This is a genomic window from Geobacillus sp. BMUD, assembly GCF_013096845.1.
GTDB classification, from domain to species: domain Bacteria; phylum Bacillota; class Bacilli; order Bacillales; family Anoxybacillaceae; genus Geobacillus; species Geobacillus vulcani.
Genome location: NZ_SDLA01000008.1, coordinates 96198 through 118737, shown reverse-complemented (window position 1 = coordinate 118737; position 22540 = coordinate 96198). Strand labels below are relative to the sequence as shown.

At 54.3% G+C, this 22540-nt stretch carries 29 protein-coding genes; 8 read left to right on the top strand and 21 right to left on the bottom strand.

Annotated features, from left to right (window positions below):
• Positions 1–130: 130 nt before the first annotated feature.
• The 3 genes from ETC05_RS11090 to ETC05_RS11080 form a co-directional block, all read right to left on the bottom strand.
• Positions 131–1480 (bottom strand): glucose-6-phosphate isomerase, encoded by a 1350-nt coding sequence (locus tag ETC05_RS11090; RefSeq protein WP_031407439.1) that lies wholly within the window; start codon positions 1478–1480, stop codon positions 131–133.
• 17 nt (positions 1481–1497) lie between these two features.
• Entirely contained in the window at positions 1498–1638 is a 141-nt protein-coding gene (locus tag ETC05_RS11085; RefSeq protein WP_171660959.1) for a hypothetical protein, read from the bottom strand.
• Positions 1639–1766: 128 nt separating this feature from the next.
• Entirely contained in the window at positions 1767–2930 is a 1164-nt protein-coding gene (locus ETC05_RS11080; protein WP_171661000.1) for an iron-containing alcohol dehydrogenase, read from the bottom strand.
• Positions 2931–3080: 150 nt separating this feature from the next.
• Between ETC05_RS11080 and ETC05_RS11075 the strand changes: the two genes are divergently transcribed.
• Complete coding sequence (locus ETC05_RS11075; RefSeq protein WP_031407435.1) at positions 3081–3314, top strand: DUF378 domain-containing protein; 234 nt, start codon at positions 3081–3083, stop codon at positions 3312–3314.
• A gap of 103 nt (positions 3315–3417) precedes the next feature.
• Here ETC05_RS11075 and yugI read toward each other — a convergent pair whose 3' ends face one another.
• From yugI to ETC05_RS11055, 4 genes are all read right to left on the bottom strand, one after another.
• The gene (gene yugI / locus ETC05_RS11070; RefSeq protein ID WP_031407433.1) at positions 3418–3783 is read right to left on the bottom strand and encodes a S1 domain-containing post-transcriptional regulator GSP13; all 366 of its coding nucleotides are present in this window, start codon (positions 3781–3783) and stop codon (positions 3418–3420) included.
• A gap of 105 nt (positions 3784–3888) precedes the next feature.
• Positions 3889–5061, bottom strand: a complete 1173-nt coding sequence (locus ETC05_RS11065; protein WP_171660999.1) for an aminotransferase — start codon at positions 5059–5061, stop codon at positions 3889–3891.
• Positions 5058–5558 (bottom strand): Lrp/AsnC family transcriptional regulator, encoded by a 501-nt coding sequence (locus ETC05_RS11060; RefSeq protein ID WP_015375711.1) that lies wholly within the window; start codon positions 5556–5558, stop codon positions 5058–5060. The genes ETC05_RS11065 and ETC05_RS11060 overlap by 4 nt, the downstream gene beginning before the upstream one ends.
• A gap of 54 nt (positions 5559–5612) precedes the next feature.
• A complete protein-coding gene (locus ETC05_RS11055) occupies positions 5613–5876 on the bottom strand; it encodes a DUF1871 family protein (protein ID WP_031407429.1) in 264 nt (87 codons plus the stop codon).
• An 87-nt stretch (positions 5877–5963) separates the two neighbouring features.
• Here ETC05_RS11055 and ETC05_RS11050 point away from each other — a divergent pair, with 87 nt between their 5' ends.
• The gene (locus tag ETC05_RS11050; RefSeq protein ID WP_171660998.1) at positions 5964–7124 is read left to right on the top strand and encodes a MalY/PatB family protein; all 1161 of its coding nucleotides are present in this window, start codon (positions 5964–5966) and stop codon (positions 7122–7124) included.
• Between the two features lie 247 nt (positions 7125–7371).
• On the opposite strand, the gene ETC05_RS11045 is transcribed toward ETC05_RS11050, so the two are convergent.
• The 3 genes from ETC05_RS11045 to kapD form a co-directional block, all read right to left on the bottom strand.
• Entirely contained in the window at positions 7372–7893 is a 522-nt protein-coding gene (locus ETC05_RS11045; protein WP_031407425.1) for a superoxide dismutase family protein, read from the bottom strand.
• A gap of 57 nt (positions 7894–7950) precedes the next feature.
• Positions 7951–8166, bottom strand: coding sequence for a hypothetical protein (locus tag ETC05_RS11040; RefSeq protein WP_031407423.1), 216 nt, complete (start codon positions 8164–8166; stop codon positions 7951–7953).
• 75 nt (positions 8167–8241) lie between these two features.
• On the bottom strand, positions 8242–8862 hold the full coding sequence (gene kapD / locus ETC05_RS11035) for a 3'-5' exonuclease KapD (RefSeq protein WP_031407421.1): 621 nt from the start codon (positions 8860–8862) through the stop codon (positions 8242–8244).
• Positions 8863–9088: 226 nt separating this feature from the next.
• Here kapD and ETC05_RS11030 point away from each other — a divergent pair, with 226 nt between their 5' ends.
• The 3 genes from ETC05_RS11030 to ETC05_RS11020 all read left to right on the top strand — a co-directional run bounded on the left by ETC05_RS11030 (position 9089) and on the right by ETC05_RS11020 (position 11321).
• Complete coding sequence (locus ETC05_RS11030) at positions 9089–9526, top strand: hypothetical protein (protein WP_171660997.1); 438 nt, start codon at positions 9089–9091, stop codon at positions 9524–9526.
• A 19-nt stretch (positions 9527–9545) separates the two neighbouring features.
• Positions 9546–10868, top strand: coding sequence for an ArsB/NhaD family transporter (locus ETC05_RS11025; protein ID WP_171660995.1), 1323 nt, complete (start codon positions 9546–9548; stop codon positions 10866–10868).
• 102 nt (positions 10869–10970) lie between these two features.
• Entirely contained in the window at positions 10971–11321 is a 351-nt protein-coding gene (locus ETC05_RS11020; protein WP_031407415.1) for a YuzC family spore coat inner layer protein, read from the top strand.
• 129 nt (positions 11322–11450) lie between these two features.
• On the opposite strand, the gene ETC05_RS11015 is transcribed toward ETC05_RS11020, so the two are convergent.
• Positions 11451–11609: a hypothetical protein gene (locus ETC05_RS11015; RefSeq protein WP_167332996.1), complete on the bottom strand. Its 159-nt coding sequence runs from the start codon at positions 11607–11609 to the stop codon at positions 11451–11453.
• 318 nt (positions 11610–11927) lie between these two features.
• Between ETC05_RS11015 and ETC05_RS11010 the strand changes: the two genes are divergently transcribed.
• On the top strand, positions 11928–12536 hold the full coding sequence (locus tag ETC05_RS11010) for a biotin transporter BioY (RefSeq protein WP_171660994.1): 609 nt from the start codon (positions 11928–11930) through the stop codon (positions 12534–12536).
• 64 nt (positions 12537–12600) lie between these two features.
• On the opposite strand, the gene ETC05_RS11005 is transcribed toward ETC05_RS11010, so the two are convergent.
• The 3 genes from ETC05_RS11005 to ETC05_RS10995 all read right to left on the bottom strand — a co-directional run bounded on the left by ETC05_RS11005 (position 12601) and on the right by ETC05_RS10995 (position 15973).
• Complete coding sequence (locus tag ETC05_RS11005) at positions 12601–13599, bottom strand: inorganic phosphate transporter (protein WP_031407410.1); 999 nt, start codon at positions 13597–13599, stop codon at positions 12601–12603.
• An 18-nt stretch (positions 13600–13617) separates the two neighbouring features.
• On the bottom strand, positions 13618–14238 hold the full coding sequence (locus tag ETC05_RS11000) for a DUF47 domain-containing protein (protein ID WP_011232416.1): 621 nt from the start codon (positions 14236–14238) through the stop codon (positions 13618–13620).
• Positions 14239–14470: 232 nt separating this feature from the next.
• Positions 14471–15973, bottom strand: coding sequence for a leucyl aminopeptidase (locus ETC05_RS10995; protein WP_031407406.1), 1503 nt, complete (start codon positions 15971–15973; stop codon positions 14471–14473).
• A gap of 405 nt (positions 15974–16378) precedes the next feature.
• Between ETC05_RS10995 and ETC05_RS10990 the strand changes: the two genes are divergently transcribed.
• A complete protein-coding gene (locus ETC05_RS10990) occupies positions 16379–17188 on the top strand; it encodes a cobalamin-binding protein (RefSeq protein WP_031407404.1) in 810 nt (269 codons plus the stop codon).
• 17 nt (positions 17189–17205) lie between these two features.
• Here ETC05_RS10990 and ETC05_RS10985 read toward each other — a convergent pair whose 3' ends face one another.
• The 5 genes from ETC05_RS10985 to ETC05_RS10965 all read right to left on the bottom strand — a co-directional run bounded on the left by ETC05_RS10985 (position 17206) and on the right by ETC05_RS10965 (position 20777).
• Positions 17206–17844: a 3D domain-containing protein gene (locus tag ETC05_RS10985; protein ID WP_031407402.1), complete on the bottom strand. Its 639-nt coding sequence runs from the start codon at positions 17842–17844 to the stop codon at positions 17206–17208.
• Between the two features lie 375 nt (positions 17845–18219).
• Entirely contained in the window at positions 18220–18543 is a 324-nt protein-coding gene (locus ETC05_RS10980) for a YuiB family protein (protein WP_031407400.1), read from the bottom strand.
• A gap of 125 nt (positions 18544–18668) precedes the next feature.
• Complete coding sequence (locus tag ETC05_RS10975; protein ID WP_162176097.1) at positions 18669–18806, bottom strand: YuiA family protein; 138 nt, start codon at positions 18804–18806, stop codon at positions 18669–18671.
• A gap of 123 nt (positions 18807–18929) precedes the next feature.
• On the bottom strand, positions 18930–19433 hold the full coding sequence (locus ETC05_RS10970) for an NUDIX domain-containing protein (RefSeq protein WP_031407398.1): 504 nt from the start codon (positions 19431–19433) through the stop codon (positions 18930–18932).
• A 120-nt stretch (positions 19434–19553) separates the two neighbouring features.
• A complete protein-coding gene (locus ETC05_RS10965; protein WP_171661010.1) occupies positions 19554–20777 on the bottom strand; it encodes an NAD(P)/FAD-dependent oxidoreductase in 1224 nt (407 codons plus the stop codon).
• Between the two features lie 274 nt (positions 20778–21051).
• Here ETC05_RS10965 and ETC05_RS10960 point away from each other — a divergent pair, with 274 nt between their 5' ends.
• Entirely contained in the window at positions 21052–22050 is a 999-nt protein-coding gene (locus tag ETC05_RS10960) for an NAD(P)/FAD-dependent oxidoreductase (RefSeq protein ID WP_031407393.1), read from the top strand.
• On the opposite strand, the gene ETC05_RS10955 is transcribed toward ETC05_RS10960, so the two are convergent.
• Positions 22047–22238, bottom strand: coding sequence for a hypothetical protein (locus ETC05_RS10955; protein ID WP_171660992.1), 192 nt, complete (start codon positions 22236–22238; stop codon positions 22047–22049). The two genes, ETC05_RS10960 and ETC05_RS10955, sit on opposite strands and share 4 nt — an antisense overlap.
• The gene (locus ETC05_RS10950; protein WP_171660991.1) at positions 22235–22537 is read right to left on the bottom strand and encodes a LapA family protein; all 303 of its coding nucleotides are present in this window, start codon (positions 22535–22537) and stop codon (positions 22235–22237) included. The genes ETC05_RS10955 and ETC05_RS10950 overlap by 4 nt, the downstream gene beginning before the upstream one ends.
• Positions 22538–22540 lie beyond the last annotated feature (3 nt).

Here is a 22540-nt window from a genome sequence, read left to right as displayed (position 1 = left end):
GAACGATTGACCGCACTTCCTGCATAACAAAGCGCCCCTTCCCCCGCAAAAGGGAAGAGGCGCTTTTTCCGTCGTTCCGTCCGCCGTTTTGGGCGCGGCCCGGCATGACGAACAGCGGTGAAACACGTTGTCATTTCAGCCGTTTCTCCAGTTCTTCCTTCAGCTGCTCATAGCCTGGCTTGCCCAAAAGGGCGAACATGTTCTTTTTGTATGCTTCCACTCCCGGTTGGTCAAATGGATTCACCCCGAGCAAGTAGCCGCTCATGGCGCACGCTTTTTCAAAGAAGTAGACGAGGTAGCCAAACGTGTATTCATCGAGCTTCGGCAAGGTGATGACCAAGTTCGGCACACCGCCGTCCGTATGGGCGAGCAGTGTCCCTTCGAACGCTTTCGTGTTCACGAAATCAACCGTTTTTCCCGCCAAATAGTTCAGCCCGTCGAGGTCGTTTTCTTCGGCCTCAATGATCAGCTCATGGCGCGGCTCCTCGAGTTTCAACACCGTTTCAAACAAATCGCGCCGACCTTCTTGAATGTATTGGCCGAGCGAATGCAAATCGGTCGAGAAATCGGCGGAAGCCGGATAAATGCCTTTTTGGTCTTTCCCTTCGCTTTCGCCAAACAGCTGCTTCCACCATTCGGCGAAATAGTGCAACGCCGGTTCATAGTTGACGAGCAGCTCGATCGTTTTCCCTTTGTTGTACAAAATGTTGCGGATAGCCGCGTATTGGTAAGCGGCGTTTTCCTCAAGCTCCGAGGAGCTGAAATCGTCGCGCGCTTTGGCCGCGCCTTCCATCATGGCGTCGATGTCCGCACCGCTTGCGGCAATCGGCAGCAGCCCAACCGCCGTCAACACGGAATAGCGGCCGCCGATGTCATCCGGAATGACAAACGTTTCATATCCTTCCTCATTGGCCAGCGTCCGAAGCGCCCCGCGCTTGCTGTCGGTCGTGGCGTAAATGCGGCGGCGCGCTTCCTCTTTGCCGTATTTGTCCTCAAGCAGCTTGCGGAAAATACGGAAGGCGATCGCCGGTTCGGTCGTCGTCCCCGATTTGGAAATGACGTTGATCGAGAAATCTTTCCCGTCGAGAAAATCGATGACGTCTTTCATATACGTCGAGCTGATGTTGTTGCCGACAAAAATGATTTGCGGCGTTTGCCGCTTCTCTTTCGGCAAGGCGTTGTAAAACGAATGGTGCAGCATCTCGATCGCGGCGCGCGCGCCAAGGTACGAGCCGCCGATGCCGATGACAAGCAGGACATCGGAGTCCGATTGAATGTTTTTCGCTGCTTGTTTGATGCGGGCGAATTCGTCTTTGTCATAGTCGACCGGCCAGTCGAGCCACCCTAAAAAGTCGCTCCCGACGCCGGTTTTTTCATGGAGCGAATGGTGCGCGACTTTCACGGCATCGCGCAAGTAGGTCAGTTCGTGTTCGCCAAAAAAGGCAAGCGCTTTGGAATAATCAAACCGAATATGGGTCATCCATTCCCGCCTCCCCTTCAATGTTCATTGCCTTCTTTCACTTTAGCCGAACGGACAAGGGAAATCAAGCGGCGCCCCTTCTTGGAAACGGATTCAGTTTTGACAATTTTCGCCGCCCCGGTGCCCTTTAGGCGCGCAAACTCCCACACCTCCATCATCCCGCTCGGACGCTCCTCTCGCGCCCGAGCGGCCGGCTCGGCCTATGCGAAAAGCACCGGCTCGAAACGGGTGCAACCGCCAAGCCGGCGCCCTGATCCATCATCAGCCTCACTACCGCGTCGCCCCATTACAGGGAGGCGCGCAAAATCGCGAGCACATCATCGCGGTTCAACGTTTTGAAACGGCCGAATTCGCCAAACGCCATCGCTTTATCGGCCATGAGCTCCAAATTCTCATCGCCAATGCCGTAATCCGCCAAACGCGACGGCGCCCCAAGGCTCGACCAGAACTCGCGCAGCCGCTCGATGCCTTCAAGCGCCACATCGCGTTCCGTTTTGCCGGCCGGATCGACATCAAAGACGCGCACCGCGAGCTGGGCAAAACGGCTGACATTTTCATCGAGCACATGCTTCATCCAATTCGGGAACAAAATCGCCAAGCCCCCGGCATGCGGAATGTCGTACACCGCCGAAACCGCGTGTTCAATGTTATGCGTCGCCCAGTCGCCGCGCACGCCCATTTGCAAGAAGCCGTTTAAGGCGATCGTGCCCGAGTACATGATCGTTTCGCGCAGCTCGTAGTTTTCCAAATCGTTGATCAGCTTCGGCGCCGTTTCGATCACGGTTTTCAACACCGCTTCGCACATCCGGTCTTGAAGCGGCGTGTTCGGCGTATGGTGGAAATATTGCTCAAACACATGGGACATCATATCGACAATGCCGTAAACCGTATGGTCTTTCGGAACGGTCATCGTATATGTCGGATCCAAAATGGAAAATTGGGGGAACGTAAACGGGCTGCCCCAGCCGTATTTTTCTTTCGTCTCCCAGTTCGTGATCACTGAGCCGGAATTCATCTCCGACCCGGTCGCCGCCAGCGTAAGCACGGTGCCAAACGGCAGGGCGCCGGTGACCGCCGCTTTTTTCGTGATAAAGTCCCACGGATCGCCATCAAATTTCGCGCCGGCGGCAATCGCTTTTGTGCAATCGATGACGCTGCCGCCGCCAACGGCGAGCAAAAACTCAATCCCTTCTCGCCGGCAAATGTCCACCCCTTTTCTTACGGTCGAAACGCGCGGGTTTGGCTCCACCCCCGGCAGTTCGACGACGTCAGCGCCAATCTCTCCCAACATCTTCATGACTTCCTCATACAATCCGTTTCGTTTGATGCTGCCGCCGCCATAGACAAGCAGCACTTTTCGGCCATAGCGCGGCACCTCTTCTTTGAGCCGTTCGAGTTGCCCTTTTCCGAAAATGAGTTTCGTCGGATTGCGAAAGATAAACTCTTGCATATGGACGCCCTCCTTTTCTGAATCTATTATGGCGGCGTCTGCCACCAGTTGTAAAGCCACCTGCTTGAACGGCAAACGATGCATATTTTTCACAACTGCGATTCATCCTAATAAGTGAATAAAAGAAATTTTCCAAAGGAGGCAAACAAGATGGGAGCATTGCAACGCATTGCACTGTTGTTGACGATTATTGGCGCGATTAACTGGGGACTGATTGGATTCTTTCAATTTGATCTAGTCGCTGCCATTTTCGGCGGGCAGGATTCCATTTGGTCCCGCATTATTTACAGCTTGGTCGGCATCGCCGGCTTGATCAACCTGGCGCTTTTATTTAAACCGGCCGAAGAACTTGGGCGCACCGAGCCAAAGACATCGCGCACATAATGAAACACAAAGGGACACGCACCGCTTGGCGGTGGGTGTCTTCTTTTTGCGCCTCTCCCGGCCCAAAAGCGTCATGGACTCTCGCCGCTTGGCGGCAGGGTTCTTATGGTTTCGGTCCATCTTCTTTCTTGGACTGCTCAATCCACTCGCGCAGCTTTTCCTTCAATGGGCGAAACCCCGCTCCAAGCGGCATTTTCATGCGCATATGACGCGTTTCCTTTTCCCCGGCGGGTTCAAGCGCCTTTAGAGACAGGCTCGCCCGCCTTGCCTTTCGGTCGACATCCAACACCTTGACCGTCACCTCATCGCCGACATGGACGTAGTCGCGCACGTCTTTCACAAATTGATGGGAAATTTCAGAAATATGGATCAGCCCTTGCATGCCGTCCTCAAGCTGGACGAACGCGCCATACGGCTGGATGCCTGTCACCTTCCCTTTCACGATCGCTCCTCGTTTGATCGTAGACAAGCGAAACACTCCTATTGATGAATTTCGTCTATGTTTTTGTATTATAACATAGACCGACAGCAAAACCCAAAAAAAGACGTCCCGCCAACGGCGGAACATCTCCAGTTACAGGCGCGCCAAAAACCGTTTCATTCGCTTAATGGCTTCTTGCAGCTGTTCGAGCGACGAAGCGTATGAACAGCGGATATAGCCTTCCCCGCTTGGACCGAAGACACTGCCGGGGACGACCGCTACTTTTTCTTCGATGAGCAGCCGCTCGGCAAACTGCTCCGACGTCAAACCGGTCGGCTTGATGGATGGAAAAGCGTAAAACGCGCCGCCCGGCAAATGGCACGGCAGCCCGATTTCATTGAGCGACGCGACGAAATAGTTGCGCCGACGCCGGTAGCTGCTGCGCATCTCGGCGACATCGCGCTCCCCGCTGCGAAGCGCCTCAAGCGCCCCATATTGCGCCATCGTCGGCGCGCACATCATGGCATATTGATGGATTTTCAGCATGGCCTGCAAAATGTCTTCCGGCGCCGCGGCAAACCCGAGCCGCCACCCGGTCATCGCAAACCCTTTGGAAAAGCCGGAAATCAAAATCGTCCGTCCGCGCATGCCCGAAACGGCGGCCATGCTCGTATACTCCCCTTCATACGTCAGCTCGGCGTAAATTTCATCGGCAATGACGAGCAAGTCGTGCGCCTCAGCCACACGGGCGAGCGCTTCAAGCTCCTTGCGGCTGAGCACCGTTCCGGTCGGGTTGTTCGGCGAGCAGATGATGACCGCCTTCGTCCGTTCGGTGACCGCCTGCTCCAACTGCATTGGATGAAGCTGAAACTGATCGGCGCCCGATGTCTGCACCGCCACCGGCTTTCCGCCGGCGAGCACAACAAGCGGCTCGTAGGCGACAAAACTTGGTTCGACGATGATCACTTCATCGCCCGAGTTGAGGACCGCTCTGAGCGCCAAGTCGATGGCCTGGCTCGCCCCAACCGTCACTAAAATTTCTGTCTCCGGACAGTAGTCGACATGAAACTTGCGGCGCAAATAGGCGGCGATTTCCTGGCGGAGCTCCAAAAGCCCGGCGTTTGGGGTGTAGGACGTATAGCCTTGCTCGAGCGACAAAATGCTCGCTTCGCGAATGCTCCAGGACGTGACAAAATCCGGCTCGCCGACGCCAAGCGAAATGACGCCGTCCATGCTGGAGGCAAGATCGAAAAAGCGGCGGATGCCGGATGGCTTCAAGCCTGCAACCGTTTCTGACACGTACGTTTTTCTCGTTTGCGGTTTCATGGCGACACCACGATGCGGCGATCTTGATCTCCTTGGTCAAAGACGATGCCGTCGTGTTTGTATTTTTTCAAGATGAAATGGGTCGTCGTCGAAATGACGGAATCGAGCGTGGACAGTTTTTCCGATACAAACTGGGCGATTTCCGCCATCGAACGTCCTTCGATCACGACCGATAAGTCGTAGGCGCCGGACATTAAGTACACCGATTTCACTTCCGGGAATCGGTAAATGCGCTCCGCCACCTCATCAAAGCCGACGCCGCGCTTCGGGGTCACCTTGACGTCGATCATCGCCGTCACCCCTTCGCGTCCGTCCGCCTTCCGCCAGTCAATGAGCGCCGTATATTGCACGATCACTTTCGCCTCTTCCAGCTTTCGAACCAATGCTTCCGTTTCCTCGACCGGCAAATCGATCATCTTCGCCAGCACATCGATCGGCGTTCGCGCGTCTTTTTCCAATATTTCGATAATTTCCAGCTCTTTTTCGCTCAATTTCACGCACCATCCCTCCATTCAATCGGTCGGTTTCGCCAAGCCGGCCGCCTGCCGTCATCACGGAAGCGGACAGGACGCCGCTTGCTTTACTTCAAGCAACCGGCGGGCGAGTTTGAAACAGTCGGAAAAAGGAATCAGCTCGTCAAAGGCGAATTCATATATCGACTGAATGCGTGCGGCCAACGTGCGGGCGTCTTCCGTCTCATACACCGCTTGGAGCACATCGACCGCTTCGACATCGTAGGCGTCTTTGCCAAGGCCAAACGGATCCCAGGCGCCGATCCATTCAAGAAGAAGCCGGTTCAGCTGTTGTCCGTCCATGAAGCTGGCACCTACCTTCTTTCTTGATGTATGATATACCCCATTATAAGCCATTGATTCGAAAAAAAGAAGGGAGAAGATGCAACAATGTTTCCATTTGACCGCGTCATCGACCGCCGGGGCACACTGTCGGTGAAATGGGACGACGTTCATCGCGTGTTCGGCCGCGGCGACGTCTGGCCGATGTGGGTCGCCGATATGGATTTTCCCGCGCCGAAAGAAGTGCAAGAAGCGCTGCGGCAACGGGTGGAGCACGGCGTGTTCGGCTACACCGTCATTCCCGATTCGTTGAAGGAGGCAGTCTGCCATTGGCTGGAAAACCGCCACCAGTGGACGATCGACCCGTCTTGGCTCGTCTTTGCCCACGGCGTCGTGCCGGCGGTCGCCGCCGCCATCGAAGCGTTTTCCGAACGGGGAGACGGCATCGTCGTCTTTTCCCCGGTCTACCGGCCGCTGTTTGATCTCGTCCGCCGCCATGACCGCATGCTTCTGTTCAGTCCGCTGCGCCTTGAGGAAGACTACTACGTGATCGACTGGGACGACTTGGAAGAGAAGCTGTCCAGCGCGAAGCTTCTCATCCTTTGCCATCCGCACAACCCAGGGGGCAAATCATGGACAAAAGAAGAACTCGAACGGCTCGGGGAATTGTGCCTCAAGCACGGCGTCTTCGTCCTGTCTGACGAAATCCACGCCGATTTGACATTCCCGCCAGCCTCACACACGCCGTTTGCCTCGCTCTGCCCGGAGCTGGCCGCGCAAAGCGCCACGTTCCGCGCACCGACGAAAACGTTCAACCTCGCCGGCTTGCAGGCGGCGGAAGTCATCATTCCCAACGAATCGCGGCGCCGGGCGTTCCGCCGCGTCCAGCAGCGGCACGGCTTTTTTACACTGAACACGTTCGCCATCGCTGGGGCGGAAGCGGCCTACCGCCACGGCGGGCCGTGGTTGGATGCCTTGCTCGATTACTTGCGGCAAAACATTGACACGACAGTTGCCTATTTGGCGGAACACTTGCCGCTGCTTCGCCCGGTCCGGCCACAGGCGACGTATCTTGTCTGGATCGACTGCCGCGGCCTTGGCCTGCCCGAGGCGGAGCTGAAGAAGCGTCTTTTGGAAAAAGGAAAACTCGCCGTCGAGTTCGGCAGCAAATTCGGCCAGGAAGGAGCCGGCTTCATCCGCTTGAATATCGCCTGCCCGCGCCCGACGCTCGAGGAAGGACTGCGGCGGCTGGCGACGTCGCTGCGCTAACATCGAAGAGAGCCCTTGCACCAAAAAGCGCGGCCAAGCGGATGGTGAAAGAGAAAAGAAGCAGCGCCAGGCCCGTTGCTCCGTTTCGCCATCCGGATGAACGCAGGAAGCCCAACGATCATTCCGTGCCGTTTTCTGTTTCGCCGACCATGTGAAGCAGAAGCCGTGCATCCGCCGCTTTCCCCCTTCGTCACGTGAAGCGCTGCCCCAACAATGCGAAACAGGGGCCCGCACGCGAGCCCCTGTTTCATGACGGCTTGATTTCCCCGCAAGCGATCCGCCCGCCGGCGTCTCCCGCCGGCTGGGTCATGCCGTCGTCTTTCTTGGCGTGAATGACAATCGACGTTCCGTCTTTTGTGAGCAACGAGCCTTTCTCTCCTTCTTTCAGCGTCACGTGGGGCGCCATCAGCTCGACGTTGACCGTGCCGTCATCGTTCACAATAATATTCGGCAAATCGCCGGCATGCGCTCCTTCCGGGTGGAGAAGACCGTGCTTTTTCCCATCCGGATTGTAATGACCGCCGGCCGACTGAAAATCAGGCGGTTTGCAGCTGCCGTTTTCATGGATGTGAATGGCATGCTCCCCCGGTGGGAGGCCTTCTAGGTCAAGCTTCAGCCGCACCCCTTCCGCCTGTTCGGTCAACTCGATCGTGCCGATCGAATCGCCGTCCGCATTGATCATCTCCACCTTCCGGCTCGTCGCATCCTCTTGGCCGCAGCCGGACAGCACGAGCGCCGCCGCGAACACCACACCGTACGTTTTTCGCAATACGAACCCCCTCCAGCATCACTTGTTATCCGCCAGTATTGCCGGAGGGGGGCTTGTTTATACTTCGGGCGGCTCCTTCCGTTCCTCTCGTTTTCCAAGCAGCTGTTCTTCGAGCCGCTTCGCTTCCCTTTCCTGCCGCCGGGAGATGACGATGATGAGCCGCATCGTGAACACCGCCATCAAGAAAAAGACGGCAAACGAAATTGCCGCGGGGATGTATTCACGTTTGTCTTCCGGGAAGTATAAAAACAAATTCAACACCAATGGCCACATGGCGAAAACAACCTTTCTGCCGCAAAATTGTCCATTTCCATTATAGCACAAAAAAGCCGCTGCCAACGCAGCCGGCTATAGAGCGAATTTTTTCCGCAGCTGGGTGAAATCGACCCGTTCCCCGATTGTCGGCGGTTTCGTTTTCGCCAAATATTTTTTATCGTTTTCCACCAGGCGGAAAATCGTGTAGGCCGTAAACGCGTCATCGAGCGCACAATGGGCTTTTCCGACTCCTTCGTTTCCGTACTCCTGCACCGCCTTGCGCAGGGCGGTTTGATTTTTGTTGCCGAAAAACCGTTTGTATTCCATCGCCAAATCACGGTGCTCGCCCGTGAAGGGGAATTCCACTTGCGCCGATTGGCAGTTTTCCCGGAGCACTTTCATGTCCATGCCCCCCCACGTGATGACGGTCGTCGGGCGCTCGCGGTCATATTGCCGAAGCAAAGAAACCAACTCATAAAAACTCATGCCGCGGTCGATTTGTTCTTGGGTGATGTTGAGAAACGACTTGCACCGATCGGTGAGCTGCGGAAAGCGGAGCGGCTTCACATAGGAAGAAAATTGGCCGATGATCTGATCGTCCACGACCGCGACAAGGCCGACTTCAATGATTTCTGGGCAAAACCCGGCCGGGTTCGTTTTCGTTTCCGGCATCGTAAATTCGAAATCGAGGAACAAATATTGCGGACTGTCCATTTTTCTCCCTCCTTTCCGGATGCGGCTTCGATCCGTCCTTACTATTATTATATCATGCGGGAGCAGTTGTTTATTTCTTTTTTCAGAAAATGGCGAAAAAGAGGCGAATGACGGAGGAAGCGACGGGCGCTTTGCAGAAAGAGAAAGAGGCGTTCGGGAGCGGGCCGCCCTTGCTGTTTTTTTCTTTCCGCGTCTATGATATGATGAATGAAAGGGGGCTGAGGTGATGGAAAATGTCGTCATCCATCAAATTGTCACGTTGATTTTCACCGAAGACCAACTGCGGGCATACTGGCAAAAGCAGGAATCATCCGTTCCGTTTGAGGACTTGACGGACGCGCAATATATGAAACTGGCCGAAGACATGCTCGCCCACTCCTCGCACAGCCAGCTTGAGCAGCATTTGATCGGCCGCGGGTGGCGTACAAAAGAAGAGACCGAGGGGAAAGTGATCGCCGAAGATGAATCGCGCGAAACGATCCATGTGGAAATCATCGATACCGATGCACCGGCTGAACCGTCGCGGCCAATGCTGATGGATCGGATGCGTGAAATCGCCTGCCCGCATTGCTCCTTTGCCTTTTATGTGCACAACGCCACCAGCCAGCGCTGCGACTGGACATGCCCGGCGTGCGGGAGCCGTTTTCACAGCTTGACGCCGTAACTGGAAGGGAGGAGAGCCGATGGACCATTCTGCCGCACACGTGTCAAACGTTCCGTATTATTTTGCCATTGCCGTTTTCTTGGTTACATACGCCATCATTATCTCGGAAAAAATCCACCGCGCCGTCATCGCCCTGCTCGGCGCCGCGCTCATGGTCGTTTTTGGCATCGTCGATACGGAGAAGGCGTTCACCCATCACATTGAATGGGGGACGATCACGTTATTGATCGGGATGATGATCTTAGTCGGCATCACAAGCAAATCTGGTTTTTTTCAATACATGGCCATTAAAGCGGCCAAGCTTGCCAAAGGCAGCCCGGTCCGCATTTTAGTGATGCTTTCGCTGTTGACGGGACTGCTGTCGGCGTTTTTGGACAACGTCACCACCGTCCTGCTCGTCGTGCCGGTGACGTTTTCGATTACGCGGATGCTTCACGTCAACCCGGTGCCGTACTTAATCTCCGAAGTGCTGTTGTCGAACATCGGCGGCACGGCGACCTTGATCGGCGACCCGCCGAACATTATGATCGGTTCGGCGAACAAGCATCTCGATTTCAACGCCTTTTTGTTCAACCTAACACCGATCGTCGTGTTGATCGCCATCGTCACGGTCGCGCTGCTCGCGTTCGTTTACCGCAAGCAGCTGCAAACCGATCCAGCGTTGATTCAAAAGCTGATGGAACTTCGCGATGCCGACTACATTCAAGATGCGAAGCTGATGCGCAAATCGGTCGCCGTTCTCGGACTGACGATCCTTGGCTTTATCCTTCATTCCGCCATTCATGTCGATGCGGCGGTCATCGCCATGGCGGGAGCGGTCGTGCTCATGCTCATCGCCGTGCCGGAGCATGAAATCGAGGACGTTTTTCATTCCATCGAATGGGGGACGATTTTCTTTTTCGCCGGCCTGTTCGTCTTGGTCGGCGGGCTCGTGGACATCGGCCTCATTAAAGCGCTGGCGGAAAAAACGCTCGATGTCACCGGCGGCGATATTTCCACGGCCGCCTATTTCATCCTTTGGCTGTCCGGCATCGCTTCAGCGACGATCGATAATATTCCGTTTGTGGCGACGATGATCCCGCTCATTCAAGATATGGCTGTCGGCATGGGCTTATCCCCGGACTCCCCGCAGATCGACGTGCTTTGGTGGGCCTTGTCACTCGGCGCCTGCCTCGGCGGAAACGGAACGCTCATCGGCGCCTCAGCCAACGTCATTGTCGCCGGCATCGCTTCGCGCGAAGGGCATGGATTTACGTACATGGACTTTTTGAAAATCGGGGCGCCGCTCACGCTCATTGCCTTGCTTTTGTCGCACGGCTATTTGTGGCTGCGCTATTTATAACAAACGGAAGGAGCGAAATCGAAATGATGATTTCGCTCCTTTTTTGATGTTCGCACATATCGTAATATCGATTCCATTTTTGGAAAGGAGGCTCAAGCGGCCATGTTCGCTTATTTCCCGCGGATGCCGGCCGGCCCGTATCCACCGATCGACCCAGCGCTCTTTTCCCAGTCCGCCGCCACGGCGCAGACGCTGATGAACGATGCCGCCGCTGTTTTAAAAAAACTGGCCGAATCGCGCTCGTTTGCCGCCTCGGTCATGTCGGCCGCCCAAGAAGGAAAAACGGATGAAGTGAAGCGCCTGATCCGTTCGCTTGGCATCCGCTCGCAAACCGAGGTGTATTTCAATCCCGACGGCATCCGCCTGACGCTCTCGCCGCCGCCCGGCGCGTTCCCGTGCTGCCAGCTTGTTGTCGGCTTGCGCTGGAATGTGTTTCCGCCCTTTAGCGGGTAAACCTTCCCCCAATGAGTGGCAATGACTTCTTCACCAACACGGCGAGCGATGGCCATCTTTTTTCTCGCCATCGCCCGTCGTTCGTCCTCTCTTAGACACCCATACTTTCGTCCATCCGCGCTCCCGCCTTCACGCATTGCCGTTTTCATCCATGGGCTGCCGTTCGCCAATTTCGGCCGGAGTGCGCAAATCGTAGCCATCATCATTTTTGCTCGTATGGATGATGTCTTCGTTCGCTCCGATTTTGCTCGCCCGCTTCAGCTCCTCATCCGGCACAAACCGCTCCATCGCGATCCCCCTTTCGTTTCTTGCGTCCTTGTCGGCTTTGATTCGTTTTTCGCGACAGCTTAGAGGGGCAGTGATTTCGTACAACATACTGCTATTCCATCGGTTTCTCAGTTCGAGAAGCCTGGCGAAATCAGCGTTCTTTTTTTGGCGAAATGCCGCTGAGTTGCTCGTGGCAGCCGTTTTTCACCGGCCTTTTCGGGCAGCCCTTTTGCTTAGCATGCCCCGCCGCTCATCCCATCATTCCCGGAAAAAGAGGATTGACAGCCTAGCGGTTGTTCGGTACGATTTTGTTAACGAACAAAAAAAGGGGGTTTACATATGAGCGAACAACGCACTTTGCTTCGACCGATTGACATGACGCTCGCCGCCATGTTCGTCGCCTTGATGGCGATCGGGGCGAACATTACGTCATGGGCGCCGTTTCTTGTCGTTGGCGGTGTTCCCATTACACTGCAAACGTTTTTTTGTGTGCTCGCCGGTGCCGTATTAGGGCGGCGGCTCGGGGCGGTGGCGATGATCGTCTACATGCTCGTCGGCCTCGCGGGCGTTCCAGTGTTTGCGAAATTCAGCGGCGGATTGTCAATGATTTTCCAACCGACGTTTGGCTTCATTCTTTCGTTTATCGTTGCCGCTTATGCGACCGGATGGGTCATCAACCGCAGCCCGCAGCCGGCATCCGCCGCCCGCTTTGTCACCGCGGCGCTCATCGGCATGGTCATCAACTATGTCATCGGCACGAACTGGATGTACATGGCTTACAAACTATGGGCGGAAGCGCCGGCAGGACTTTCATACGGAATGGTGTGGAGTTGGATGCTCGCACCGTTGCCAAAAGACATTCTCCTGTCGATCGTCGCTGGCCTGATCGCTCCAAAGCTTTGCCGGGCGATTCAACGCTCCTCAGCAGCCGGCCGCCCGGCCGCCTAAATGCGAAAGCGCGCCTGTTGATCAAAACAGGCGCGCTTTTTGTTTGGAAACCCTCGATCATGGATTAGAAGAATAAACGAAGGATCTGGTACACAAACCCAGCAATCAACGCTGACACTGGCAAGGTGATGATCCATGTCAGCACAATGCGGCGAGCGACGCCCCATTTGACGCCTTTCACCCGTTGGGCGGCGCCGACCCCCATGATGGCCGAGGAAATGACGTGCGTCGTGCTGACCGGCAAGTGGAACATCGTCGCTGAAAGAATAACGAGTGCGGACGACAAATCAGCCGCCGCTCCGTTGATCGGACGAATTTTCATAATTTTTCCGCCGACCGTTTTAATGATCTTCCACCCACCAACAGCCGTTCCCAATCCCATGGCCAAGGCGGCAGAAATGCGCACCCATTCAGGAATGTCAGTCGTCGCGTGGTATCCGCCGGCGATTAACGCCATCGTAATGATCCCCATCGCTTTTTGAGCGTCGTTTGTTCCATGCGTATACGCCTGAAACGCCGCCGTCACAATTTGAAACATCCGAAAGCCCCTCGTCGTGCTGTATAAGTTGGCGTTTTTAAAGATAAAACGAAAAATGCTCATAATGATAAAGCCGACCCCTAACGCCAAAAAAGGGGAAAGAATGAGTGATTGTAAAATTTTCAAAAACCCGCCATAATTCAAAATCCCAACCCCAGCCGCGGAAATCGCCGCCCCGGCGACCGAACCGATGATCGCGTGCGAAGAGCTGCTCGGAATGCCGTAATACCACGTGATCAAGTTCCAGGCAATGGCTGATGTCAACGCCGCTAAAATAATGAGCGGCCCATTTTCTAGCGCAAATGGATCGACAATGTCTTTCGTAATCGTTTTCGCGACGCCGGTAAAGGTGAGCGCGCCGATAAAGTTCATCGTCGCCGCCAACACAATCGCTTGACGCGGCGTAAGCGCCCTTGTCGACACCGACGTGGCAATGGCGTTGGCCGTATCATGAAAACCGTTGATAAAGTCAAACGCCAATGCAAAAATGACGATGCATATCGTTAAAATCAGGATCGTATCCATAAAAACAACGTCCCCTTTTTATGCGTTGCGCATGATAATCGTCTCTAACGTATTGGCGACATCTTCACAACTGTCGGCAATCTCTTCCAACATTTCGTAAAGCTCTTTGTATTGAATAATTTTAATCGGGTCTTTTTGCGTCACAAATAAGTTTTTGATCGACGCGCGCAAAATTTCGTCGCACTTCGTTTCATAGTCCTTGATTTTAATGGCATGTTGGCGCATATCGAGCAATTTTTTGTTCGCAAGCAGTTCGAGGGCATGAACAATTTCGATCGTGCTTTGATAAATATAGTCAAAAAATTTCACCATATGTTCATCGATGTCCGTGAACGAAAACATTTCAAACCGTGCCGAACATTGCTCAAACCCATCAAGCACATCATCCATTTTCATCGCCAACTGGTGGATGTCTTCCCGCTCGATCGGCGTAATGAACGTTTTGTTCAATTGAACGACCAGTTCATGGATGAATGAATCGCCCTTTCGCTCATACTCTTTCATGACGCGGGCAAATTCTTTCAAGTCGCTTACGCTTTGAATTTTATACTCGACAAAATATTGGGCCGCTTCCTTCACATTTTCCGAAATCGTAAACAACATGTCGAAGAAAACGTCCTTTTTCGGTGAAAAAATCATATCGGACACCCTCCATTTGCGAAATCAAAATCACCGCTACTTATTGTAACAATTTAAAATCCATTTACAATACAAAAAGAGAAAATTTACAATACATTTACACGAACTTTACATTTTGTTCGCTTTTCCTGCTAATGTACTATATAGCGTGCCAAACAAAAGCGGACGCTATGCAACGTCCGCCCCGGCTCGTTCCGCGGCCGCCGCCCGGGCGGCGAACGGCGCGGTTCCTTTACTCGCCTTGGCCAAACCGTTCGATAAACGCCGTGAGCGTGCGCACCATCACTCCCGTCGCCCCAGCCGGACCGAGGTCGCCGTCTTTCTTCGTCGTCGCCGTGCCGGCGATATCCAAATGCACCCACGGCGTGTCTTCGGCAAATTCGCCGATGAACGCCCCGCCCATAATGGCGTGGCCTTCCCGCCCCGGGGAATTGTTCAAGTCGGCGATTTTGCTGCTTCGCACCCGCTCGCGGTCATGTTCGGTGATCGGCAGCCGCCAAATGAACTCCCCGGTTTCCATCGACGCTTCAAGCAATTGCTCAAACAGTTCCTCATTGTTCGTCATCGCCCCTGTTTTGTCCGTGCCTAGGGCGACGATCACCCCGCCCGTCAACGTGGCGACATCGATGATGTAATTCGCTCCGCATTGTTTCGCATACGTCACCGCATCGGCCAAAATGAGCCGCCCTTCGGCATCCGTGTTTCGGACTTCAATCGTTTTTCCGGACAGCGACGTAATGACATCGTCTGGCTTGAACGCCTCACCACTGATCATATTGTCGGTCGCCGGAATGACGGCGAGCACGTTTTGTTCCGGCCGCAGTTCGCCGATGGCTTCCATCGCTCCGAGCACCGCTGCCGCGCCGGCCATGTCCGTTTTCATGTCAACCATGCTGTCGCGCGGCTTCAAACAATAGCCGCCCGTATCGAACGTCACCCCTTTGCCGACGAGGGCGATCACGTCTTCCCATTGCTCTTTTCCTTGGTATTTTAAGACGATGAGTTTTGGCGGCTGTTTCGAGCCTTGGTTGACGGCGAGAAGCGCCCCCATGCCGAGCCGCTCCATGTCTTCTTTTTCCAAAATTTCATAATCAAAATCGTATCGGTTCGCGAGTTTCACAGCATAATCAGCCAAGTCCGACGCCGTCAACAAATTCCCCGGCGTATTGACGAGCGTGCGCGCCGAATTCGTCGCCTTCCCGTACACCGAGCCGACAAACAAGCTCGCCTCCATGTCCGCCGCTTCAGCTGCCGTGTAGACGATGAGCGATTCGAGCTGGTAGTCGGGTTCTGACTTTTTCTGCTTATACCCAGGGAATTCATACGTCGCCAACTCATATGCTTCCGCCAAGGCGTGCGCCGCTTCGTTTCCATCGACAGCCTCGGTCGTAAACGTGTCGAGCACGACCGCCGCTTTCGTCCGCTTCGCCTGCTTCAATGTACGAAACAGCTTGCCGAACACCTCACGCAACTGCACAAACGTCAACTCTTCTTTTTTGCCAAGGCCGACGAAGTAGAGCCGCTTCGCTCCCGTCGGCAAAAATGGATGAACGGCGGCGATGCGCCCCCGCTTAGCGGAAATATCCCCCTCTTTCTTCAGCTCGGACAACTTCCCACCAAGCCGAGCGTCGTATTCGCCGGCAAGACCGCTCCATGAATTTGCCCCTTCAAACAAACCGATGACAAGCGCTTCATCCCGTTCCTCCACCGACGGCAATGGTTTGACGGCAAACATCGTCTTATCCCTTTCCATGGTGATTCATTCCAACCTTCATTATAGCGAAACAAAGCCGTTTCTTCGACTATCTAAATTTCTCTCCTTGCGTTTACTCAAAAAACATTCATGAGCAAGCCTTGCTCCCCACCTTGGCATGAAAATGACGGATCAAGGCAGCGCATTTTCACAAAAAAGTCCCATGGGCAGCGTTTTGCCCTCCACCCGGGGATGAAAATGACCGCTTGCCGACGGGATTTTCACAAAAAAGGCCCATGGGCAACGGTTTGCCCTCCAGCCGGGGATGAAAACCACCGCTCGCCGGCGCGGGATTTTCACGAAAAAAATCAACGAAAACAGACAGGAAATCACGCGAGGCAAGGCGAATCCGTAATCATCACGATGATGGAGAAAGGACCGACGCTGATGAGAATCGTTTCCCTTTGTCCAAGCAACACCGAACTGCTCGCCTATCTCGGCCGCCTTGACGATGTCGTCGCCGTCGACGACTCGTCCGACTGGCCGCCGGAAGTGAAGCGGCTGCCGAAAGTCGGACCGGATTTGCGCATTGATATGGATCAAGTCGAGGCGCTCAAACCGGATCTCGTCGTCGCATCCCTGAGCGTGCCCGGCATGGAGCGCAACGTCGAGGAGCTCAAACGGCGCGGACTCCCGCATCTCGTGTTGGCACCGAATTCGCTCAATGACATTGCCAACGATCTTCTTCGGCTCGGCGAGGCGCTTGGCGAAACGAAAAAAGCGGCCGAACTCGTCCGCCGCTATGATGACGTGCTCGATTGGCACCGCGAGCGGGCCGCATCGGCCGAACCGGCCCGCCTCTATTGGGAATGGTGGCCGCGGCCGATCTTCACCCCGGGCGGCGCCAATTGGTTGAGCGAACTAAGCGAGCTCGCCGGTGGGCGCAACATTTTCGCTGACTATCCTCAAGCAAGCGTCCGACCGGAATGGGACGACGTTCTCACCCGCAATCCGTCGCACATCTTGCTCGTTTGGGTCGGCGTGCAGACAAAAAAAATGAGCCCGAAGGCCGTCATGGTGCGCCCGAACGCCCAACAGGCCGAGGCGGTCCGCACCGGGAACATTCACCTTCTCGAAGAAGCGCTCTATTGCCGTCCGTCTCCGCGCCTCTTGGTCGGGTTAAAAAAATTGGCGCCGCTTTTGCATCCGGCGCTGTTCCCTCCCGCTGACGACAGCGATCCGCTCCTTTGTGGCTGACGGGCGGGAGCCCTCTTTCAACTTTTCGATTCCAAATACTGTTGACGAAACACTTGCATCGTTTCATCTTCGTTCAGCCGCTTCAATTCTTCCTCTGACAATGTGCCATCGCCTTTTTGCACGATATAGACGTTGACTTTTCGTTTTCCCCAATATTTATATACATCTTCGACGGTTTCATAGTATAAGTCGATGCGATGGCCTTTGATCGCCCCGCCTTTGTCAGCAACGACGCCGAACCCGTATCCGGGGATGAACAAAATGGTGCCGATCGGAAATACGGACAAATCCGCGGCAATCGTCGAATACAGGTCGCGTTTGACGCGGACGCCGGAATACGTGATGCCGTACTCAGGATGATCGGGCGTTTTCCCGGTCGATTCAATGCCGGCCGTATAGCCGGTGGCGACCACTTCAACGGAGGGATATTTTGACCAGTCAAAATGATCCTCAAGCCGCGGAACAGATCGGCCTCCGTTTTTCGCGAGTTCTTTCATTCCCCAAATGGGCTGATGATCCATCGATAAAGCGCTCGGAAAGGGATGGAGAACCGTCCTGGCATCAACCCCGGAAATGGACTCGAATGTCGCAAAAAGCGCCGCCAAAAACAGCAGCGTCATCGCAGTTCGGCGCACGAATTGCCTAAACCCATTCAATGCTCTCAACTCCTCTCACACCTCTATTTATCTCCAGCCAAAATCGAAATATTCATTGCGAATAAGACAAAAAACGAAAAAACCGTCCACGAACAGCCTCATGACCAAACCCAATCACAAAGCTTGTGCATTTTGCCCCAAACATATGCGAACTAGCGTTGGAATCCGCCGCACAACTCATCAGCTCTGTTCATAAAAAACATTCATGAGCAAGCCTTGCTCCCCATTCTGGCATGAAAAGACTGATCAAGGCGGCACATTTTCACAGAAAGTTCCATGGGCAGCGATCTGCCCTCCACCCGGGGATGAAAATCATCGCTCGCCGGTGCTGGATTTTCACGAAAAAAAAACGCCCCTGCCCAAGGCAGAGACGCTCTAAAACATTTGATACCCTTTCGCCCGCAGCGTGCGAATCGCCCATCCGGCGCAAAGAGCGCCGACAAAGCCGCTTGACAAAATCAACAGATCGGCCGCCGCCAGCGAAGTGATTTTCCGCCCAAGCGCAGCGAACGCCTCGGACGGTGCGGTGAAATAACGCGTCAACGGCACATCATCAATAATGAAAACCGCAATCAACGGAAAACAGACCGCAAGAATCCATGTCATGCGCAAAATCATGTTCAGCAAAAACCCAATGCCGAAAAACAAGACGAAAAACAACACCATTGAAATCAACACGACTGGCAAACTCATCTGCATCCGCCCTTCACCTCCCGTACACCCGTTTTCAGTGTACTGAATGGGCGGACGACCGTCAATGTTCGCTTTTCTCTTGGTGATCGCCTGATTGGTTCCAAACGGTGTTTCATGTCCTCAGACGAACGTCAATGTTCGTCATCCTCTTCCTGTTCGCTGCCCGTTCCTTGGCAGCTGTAGCACGTTTCCGATCCGCCCAAGAGCAGCTGAACATATCCGTGCCCCTCACAGTACGGGCAGTCGTTCATTGTCAATGTTTTTGTCATCGATGTTCCCCTCCGTTTCTTTTTTGTTAATATATCAAAATTTTCTGTAAAAACAAACAGCGATTCTCCCCGATTTTCGCTTGTGTAAGCGGATACATCTTTCGATCGCTTTTGTTTTCTTGACTATTCTTTCAATTTCGATGATTCAAAGTAAAGGCGGTATTTTGTATAGCCAAACGGATCGCCGGGATTGAGTCCGTCATGCAGGGAAAGGGAAACAGGCGGCTCGAGCGCCAACAAATAGCGAAGCAAGCCTGATGTGTCCGGGTCATTCTGGAGCGCCGTTTTGCTTAAAAATGCGGCGGCATAGAGCTCATCCGTCTGCACGACGATATCGCGCGAAAGCGGGCGCAACAGGAAAATCGCCATATTGTCGCTGATCTCCCCAGCGATGACGCCGGTGCGCAAGCCAAGAAGCGCGACTGGTTCGGCATCGATCCCCGTTTCCTCCTTCACTTCCCGAACGGCCGCTTCATCAAGCATTTCCCCCGGCTGGACGAACCCGGCTGGCAGCGACCATTTGCCTTTTAGCCCGCTGTATTTTTTCTTGACGACAAGCCACTCGCCATGTTCATTGATGACCAGTCCCGCCGCCGCAATCCAAACGTTTCCTCGTTTGTTGTCCATCGTCCTCATCCTTTTCTCCCTAATCGTTATGCACTGTTTGTATTTCGACAATCGAGCGGGGGATCCCTGTTTCTTTGCCATACAAAAAGCTCCCGCCATCACGGGAGCTTTCTCGATCAATTAGAAAAATTTAAATTTTCCTTTTTTCATCACAAGCGACGAACCGCCGATCAAATACAGGGCGCGGTTGTCAATCACTTTTTTCATGAAGCTCGCTTTGGTGCCCCACAGCTTTTTACCGAACACGACACCGATGGCATCATCATGGCCGAGCGAGCAAACCGTTCCTTTAATATCCGGCTTAAACGGCTCCAGCTCCCCTTGCCCACGGATGAGCACCGCCAAGTTTTTCGCGCACAGCTGGCCTTCTTGCATAGCGATTTGCGCCGTCGGCGGATACGGGCGGTTCGTTTCTTCATCAATCACGAGTGAACAGTCGCCGACGACGAAAATGTCTTCATAACCCGGGACACGCAAGTACGGATCCACTTTAATGCGCGCCCGCGCCGCTTCAAATCCAGACTCCTCAATGACGCGGCTGCCGCGCACGCCAGCGGCCCAAATGACGGTGCCGGCTTTAATTTCCTCGACATCATCCCCTTTGGCGACAATGATGCCATTCGGCGTGCATTCCTTAATCGCCGTACCGATTCGAAACTCGACTCCTTTGCGCTCAAGCTGGCTGACCGCGTACTCGACGAGCTCCGGATCAAAGCCCGGCAACGCCGTCGGCGCCGCCTCCACACAAATGATGCGCACTTTGTGCGGGTCGATGTCATACTCCCGGCACAGCTCCGGCATCCGGTTGGCGAGCTCGCCTAAAAATTCAATGCCGGTAAACCCCGCCCCACCGACGACGATCGTCAGCCGCTCCTCTTTCTTTTCCTCTTCCGCACTGTATGTGGCAAATTGATACTCGATATGCTCGCGGATTTGCCGCGCTGCGTCGACGTTCGCGATCGAAAACGCGTATTCCTTCAACCCTTTGATGCCGAACGTCTCTGACTCAAACCCAAGGGCGATGACAAGGTAATCGTATGCCAGCTCGCCGTTTTCAAGCAGTACTTTCTTTTCGTTTGGAATGATTTTCGTCACCGTATCTTGGATGAACTTCACTTTGTTTCGGTCGATGACATCGCGGATCGGATAGCGGACGCGGTCATGGTGCAGCGTCCCGGCCGACGCCTCGTGAAGCCATGTCGTCTCATAATGGTAATCGTTCTTGTTTACAAGCGTAATGTTCGCTTCGTTCACGCCGATGAGCTTTTGCAGGCGGACAGTCGTCATCAACCCGCCATAGCCAGCGCCTAAAATAACAACATTTGGTTTTTTCACTTGAATCACTTCCACCCTTTTTCATTTTTTCTCGTTCATTTGTTATAGCTTTTGCGGCCGCCCCCGTTTTTATTGAGCGAAGTTTGTGAAATAATTCACGTTAATCGCCAAAAAAATGTTGAGGGACTGTCACAAAACATTAACAATCTCTCCACAAAACATATTAGTCCTTTTTCTTCCCCATTTCAAGCTTTTTTCGACCGATTCGGCTGAAAAATTCCCCATCATAACAGCGCCTGTTTATGGTAAAATAAACGTGTCATGCCATATTGTACGGGGAGGGATGTCGGTGAAAGAAGATCGCACCATGTATGATGTCACGATCATCGGCGGCGGGCCGACTGGGATGTTTGCCGCGTTTTACGGCGGCTTGCGGCAAATGAAAGTGAAAATAATCGAAAGCCTTCCGCAGCTTGGAGGACAGCTGGCCGCGTTATATCCGGAAAAATACATATATGATGTCGCCGGATTTCCAAAAGTGCGCGCCCAAGAGCTTGTCAATCAGCTGAAAGAGCAGATGGGCCTATTTTCGCCGACCGTCTGCCTGAACGAGTCGGTCGACGCGCTCGAAAAGCAGGAGGACGGAACGTTCAAGCTCGTCACGAACAAGCAAATCCATTATTCGAAAACGGTCATCATCACCGCCGGAAACGGCGCGTTTCAGCCACGGCGGCTCGAAATCGAAAGCGCTTCCCGCTATGAAGGAAAAAACTTGCATTACTTCATCAACGACTTGGAACAGTTTTCCGGAAAGCGCGTGCTCGTCTGCGGCGGCGGCGACTCGGCTGTTGACTGGTCACTCATGCTCGAACCGATCGCCGCGAGCGTCACGATCGTGCATCGCCGCGACAAATTCCGCGCTCACGAGCATAGCGTCGAGCAGCTCATGAAATCGCGCGTGCACGTGAAAACGCCGTTTGTCCCCGTTGAGCTCGTCGGCGATGAACAAGCCATCCGTCAAGTCGTCCTTGAGCATGTGAAAGAGGGAACGAAAGAAACGATCGACGTCGACGCCGTCATTGTCAATTACGGCTTTATTTCTTCGCTCGGCCCGATCAAAAACTGGGGGCTTGCCATCGACAAAAATGCGATCAAAGTCAACTCGCGAATGGAAACGAACATCCCCGGCGTGTATGCAGCGGGCGACATTTGCACGTACGACGGAAAAATCAAGCTGATCGCCTGCGGCTTTGGCGAGGCGCCGATCGCCATCAGCAGCGCGAAAACGTACATCGATCCGACGGCGCGGATGCAGCCGGCGCACTCAACATCGCTGTTTTAATGGCGCTCCGTCGGGGGAAGCAGGCGGAAGCGAAGGCGCGCACGGCATTTCGTCTTAGCGCCGCATGACTTTGGCCCGGGCGCCGCATCCCGCCTGATCGCAACCATTCGTTTGGCGCGCCTCGCCCACACCAGTTTTTCAAGCAAAAGGCGCCCCCGCTTTGTTGGGGCGCCATGCTCGTGTTTCATCCCTCTCTCTCCAGCGAAACCGCCTCGCCGTCATCATTCCCCACCTTGGTCTTCGCCCATTCCTCCCGCTCTCTCTCGAGCAGCTTCACCTGCCGGCGCAGGCTGAACAAACGCACCCAGCCGAGCATGCCAACGACAAGGCCGCCAAGGACGGCTGAACCGAAAATGACGATAATGAGCGGCAAGCGGGTTTCCCCGACTAAATAATGGATCGTCACCTGCTCGACATTCGCCACCGCCAGCAACGCAACAAGAAGCGCCAAGACAAGCGCCAAGATGACATTGATTTGTCCTTTCATCGT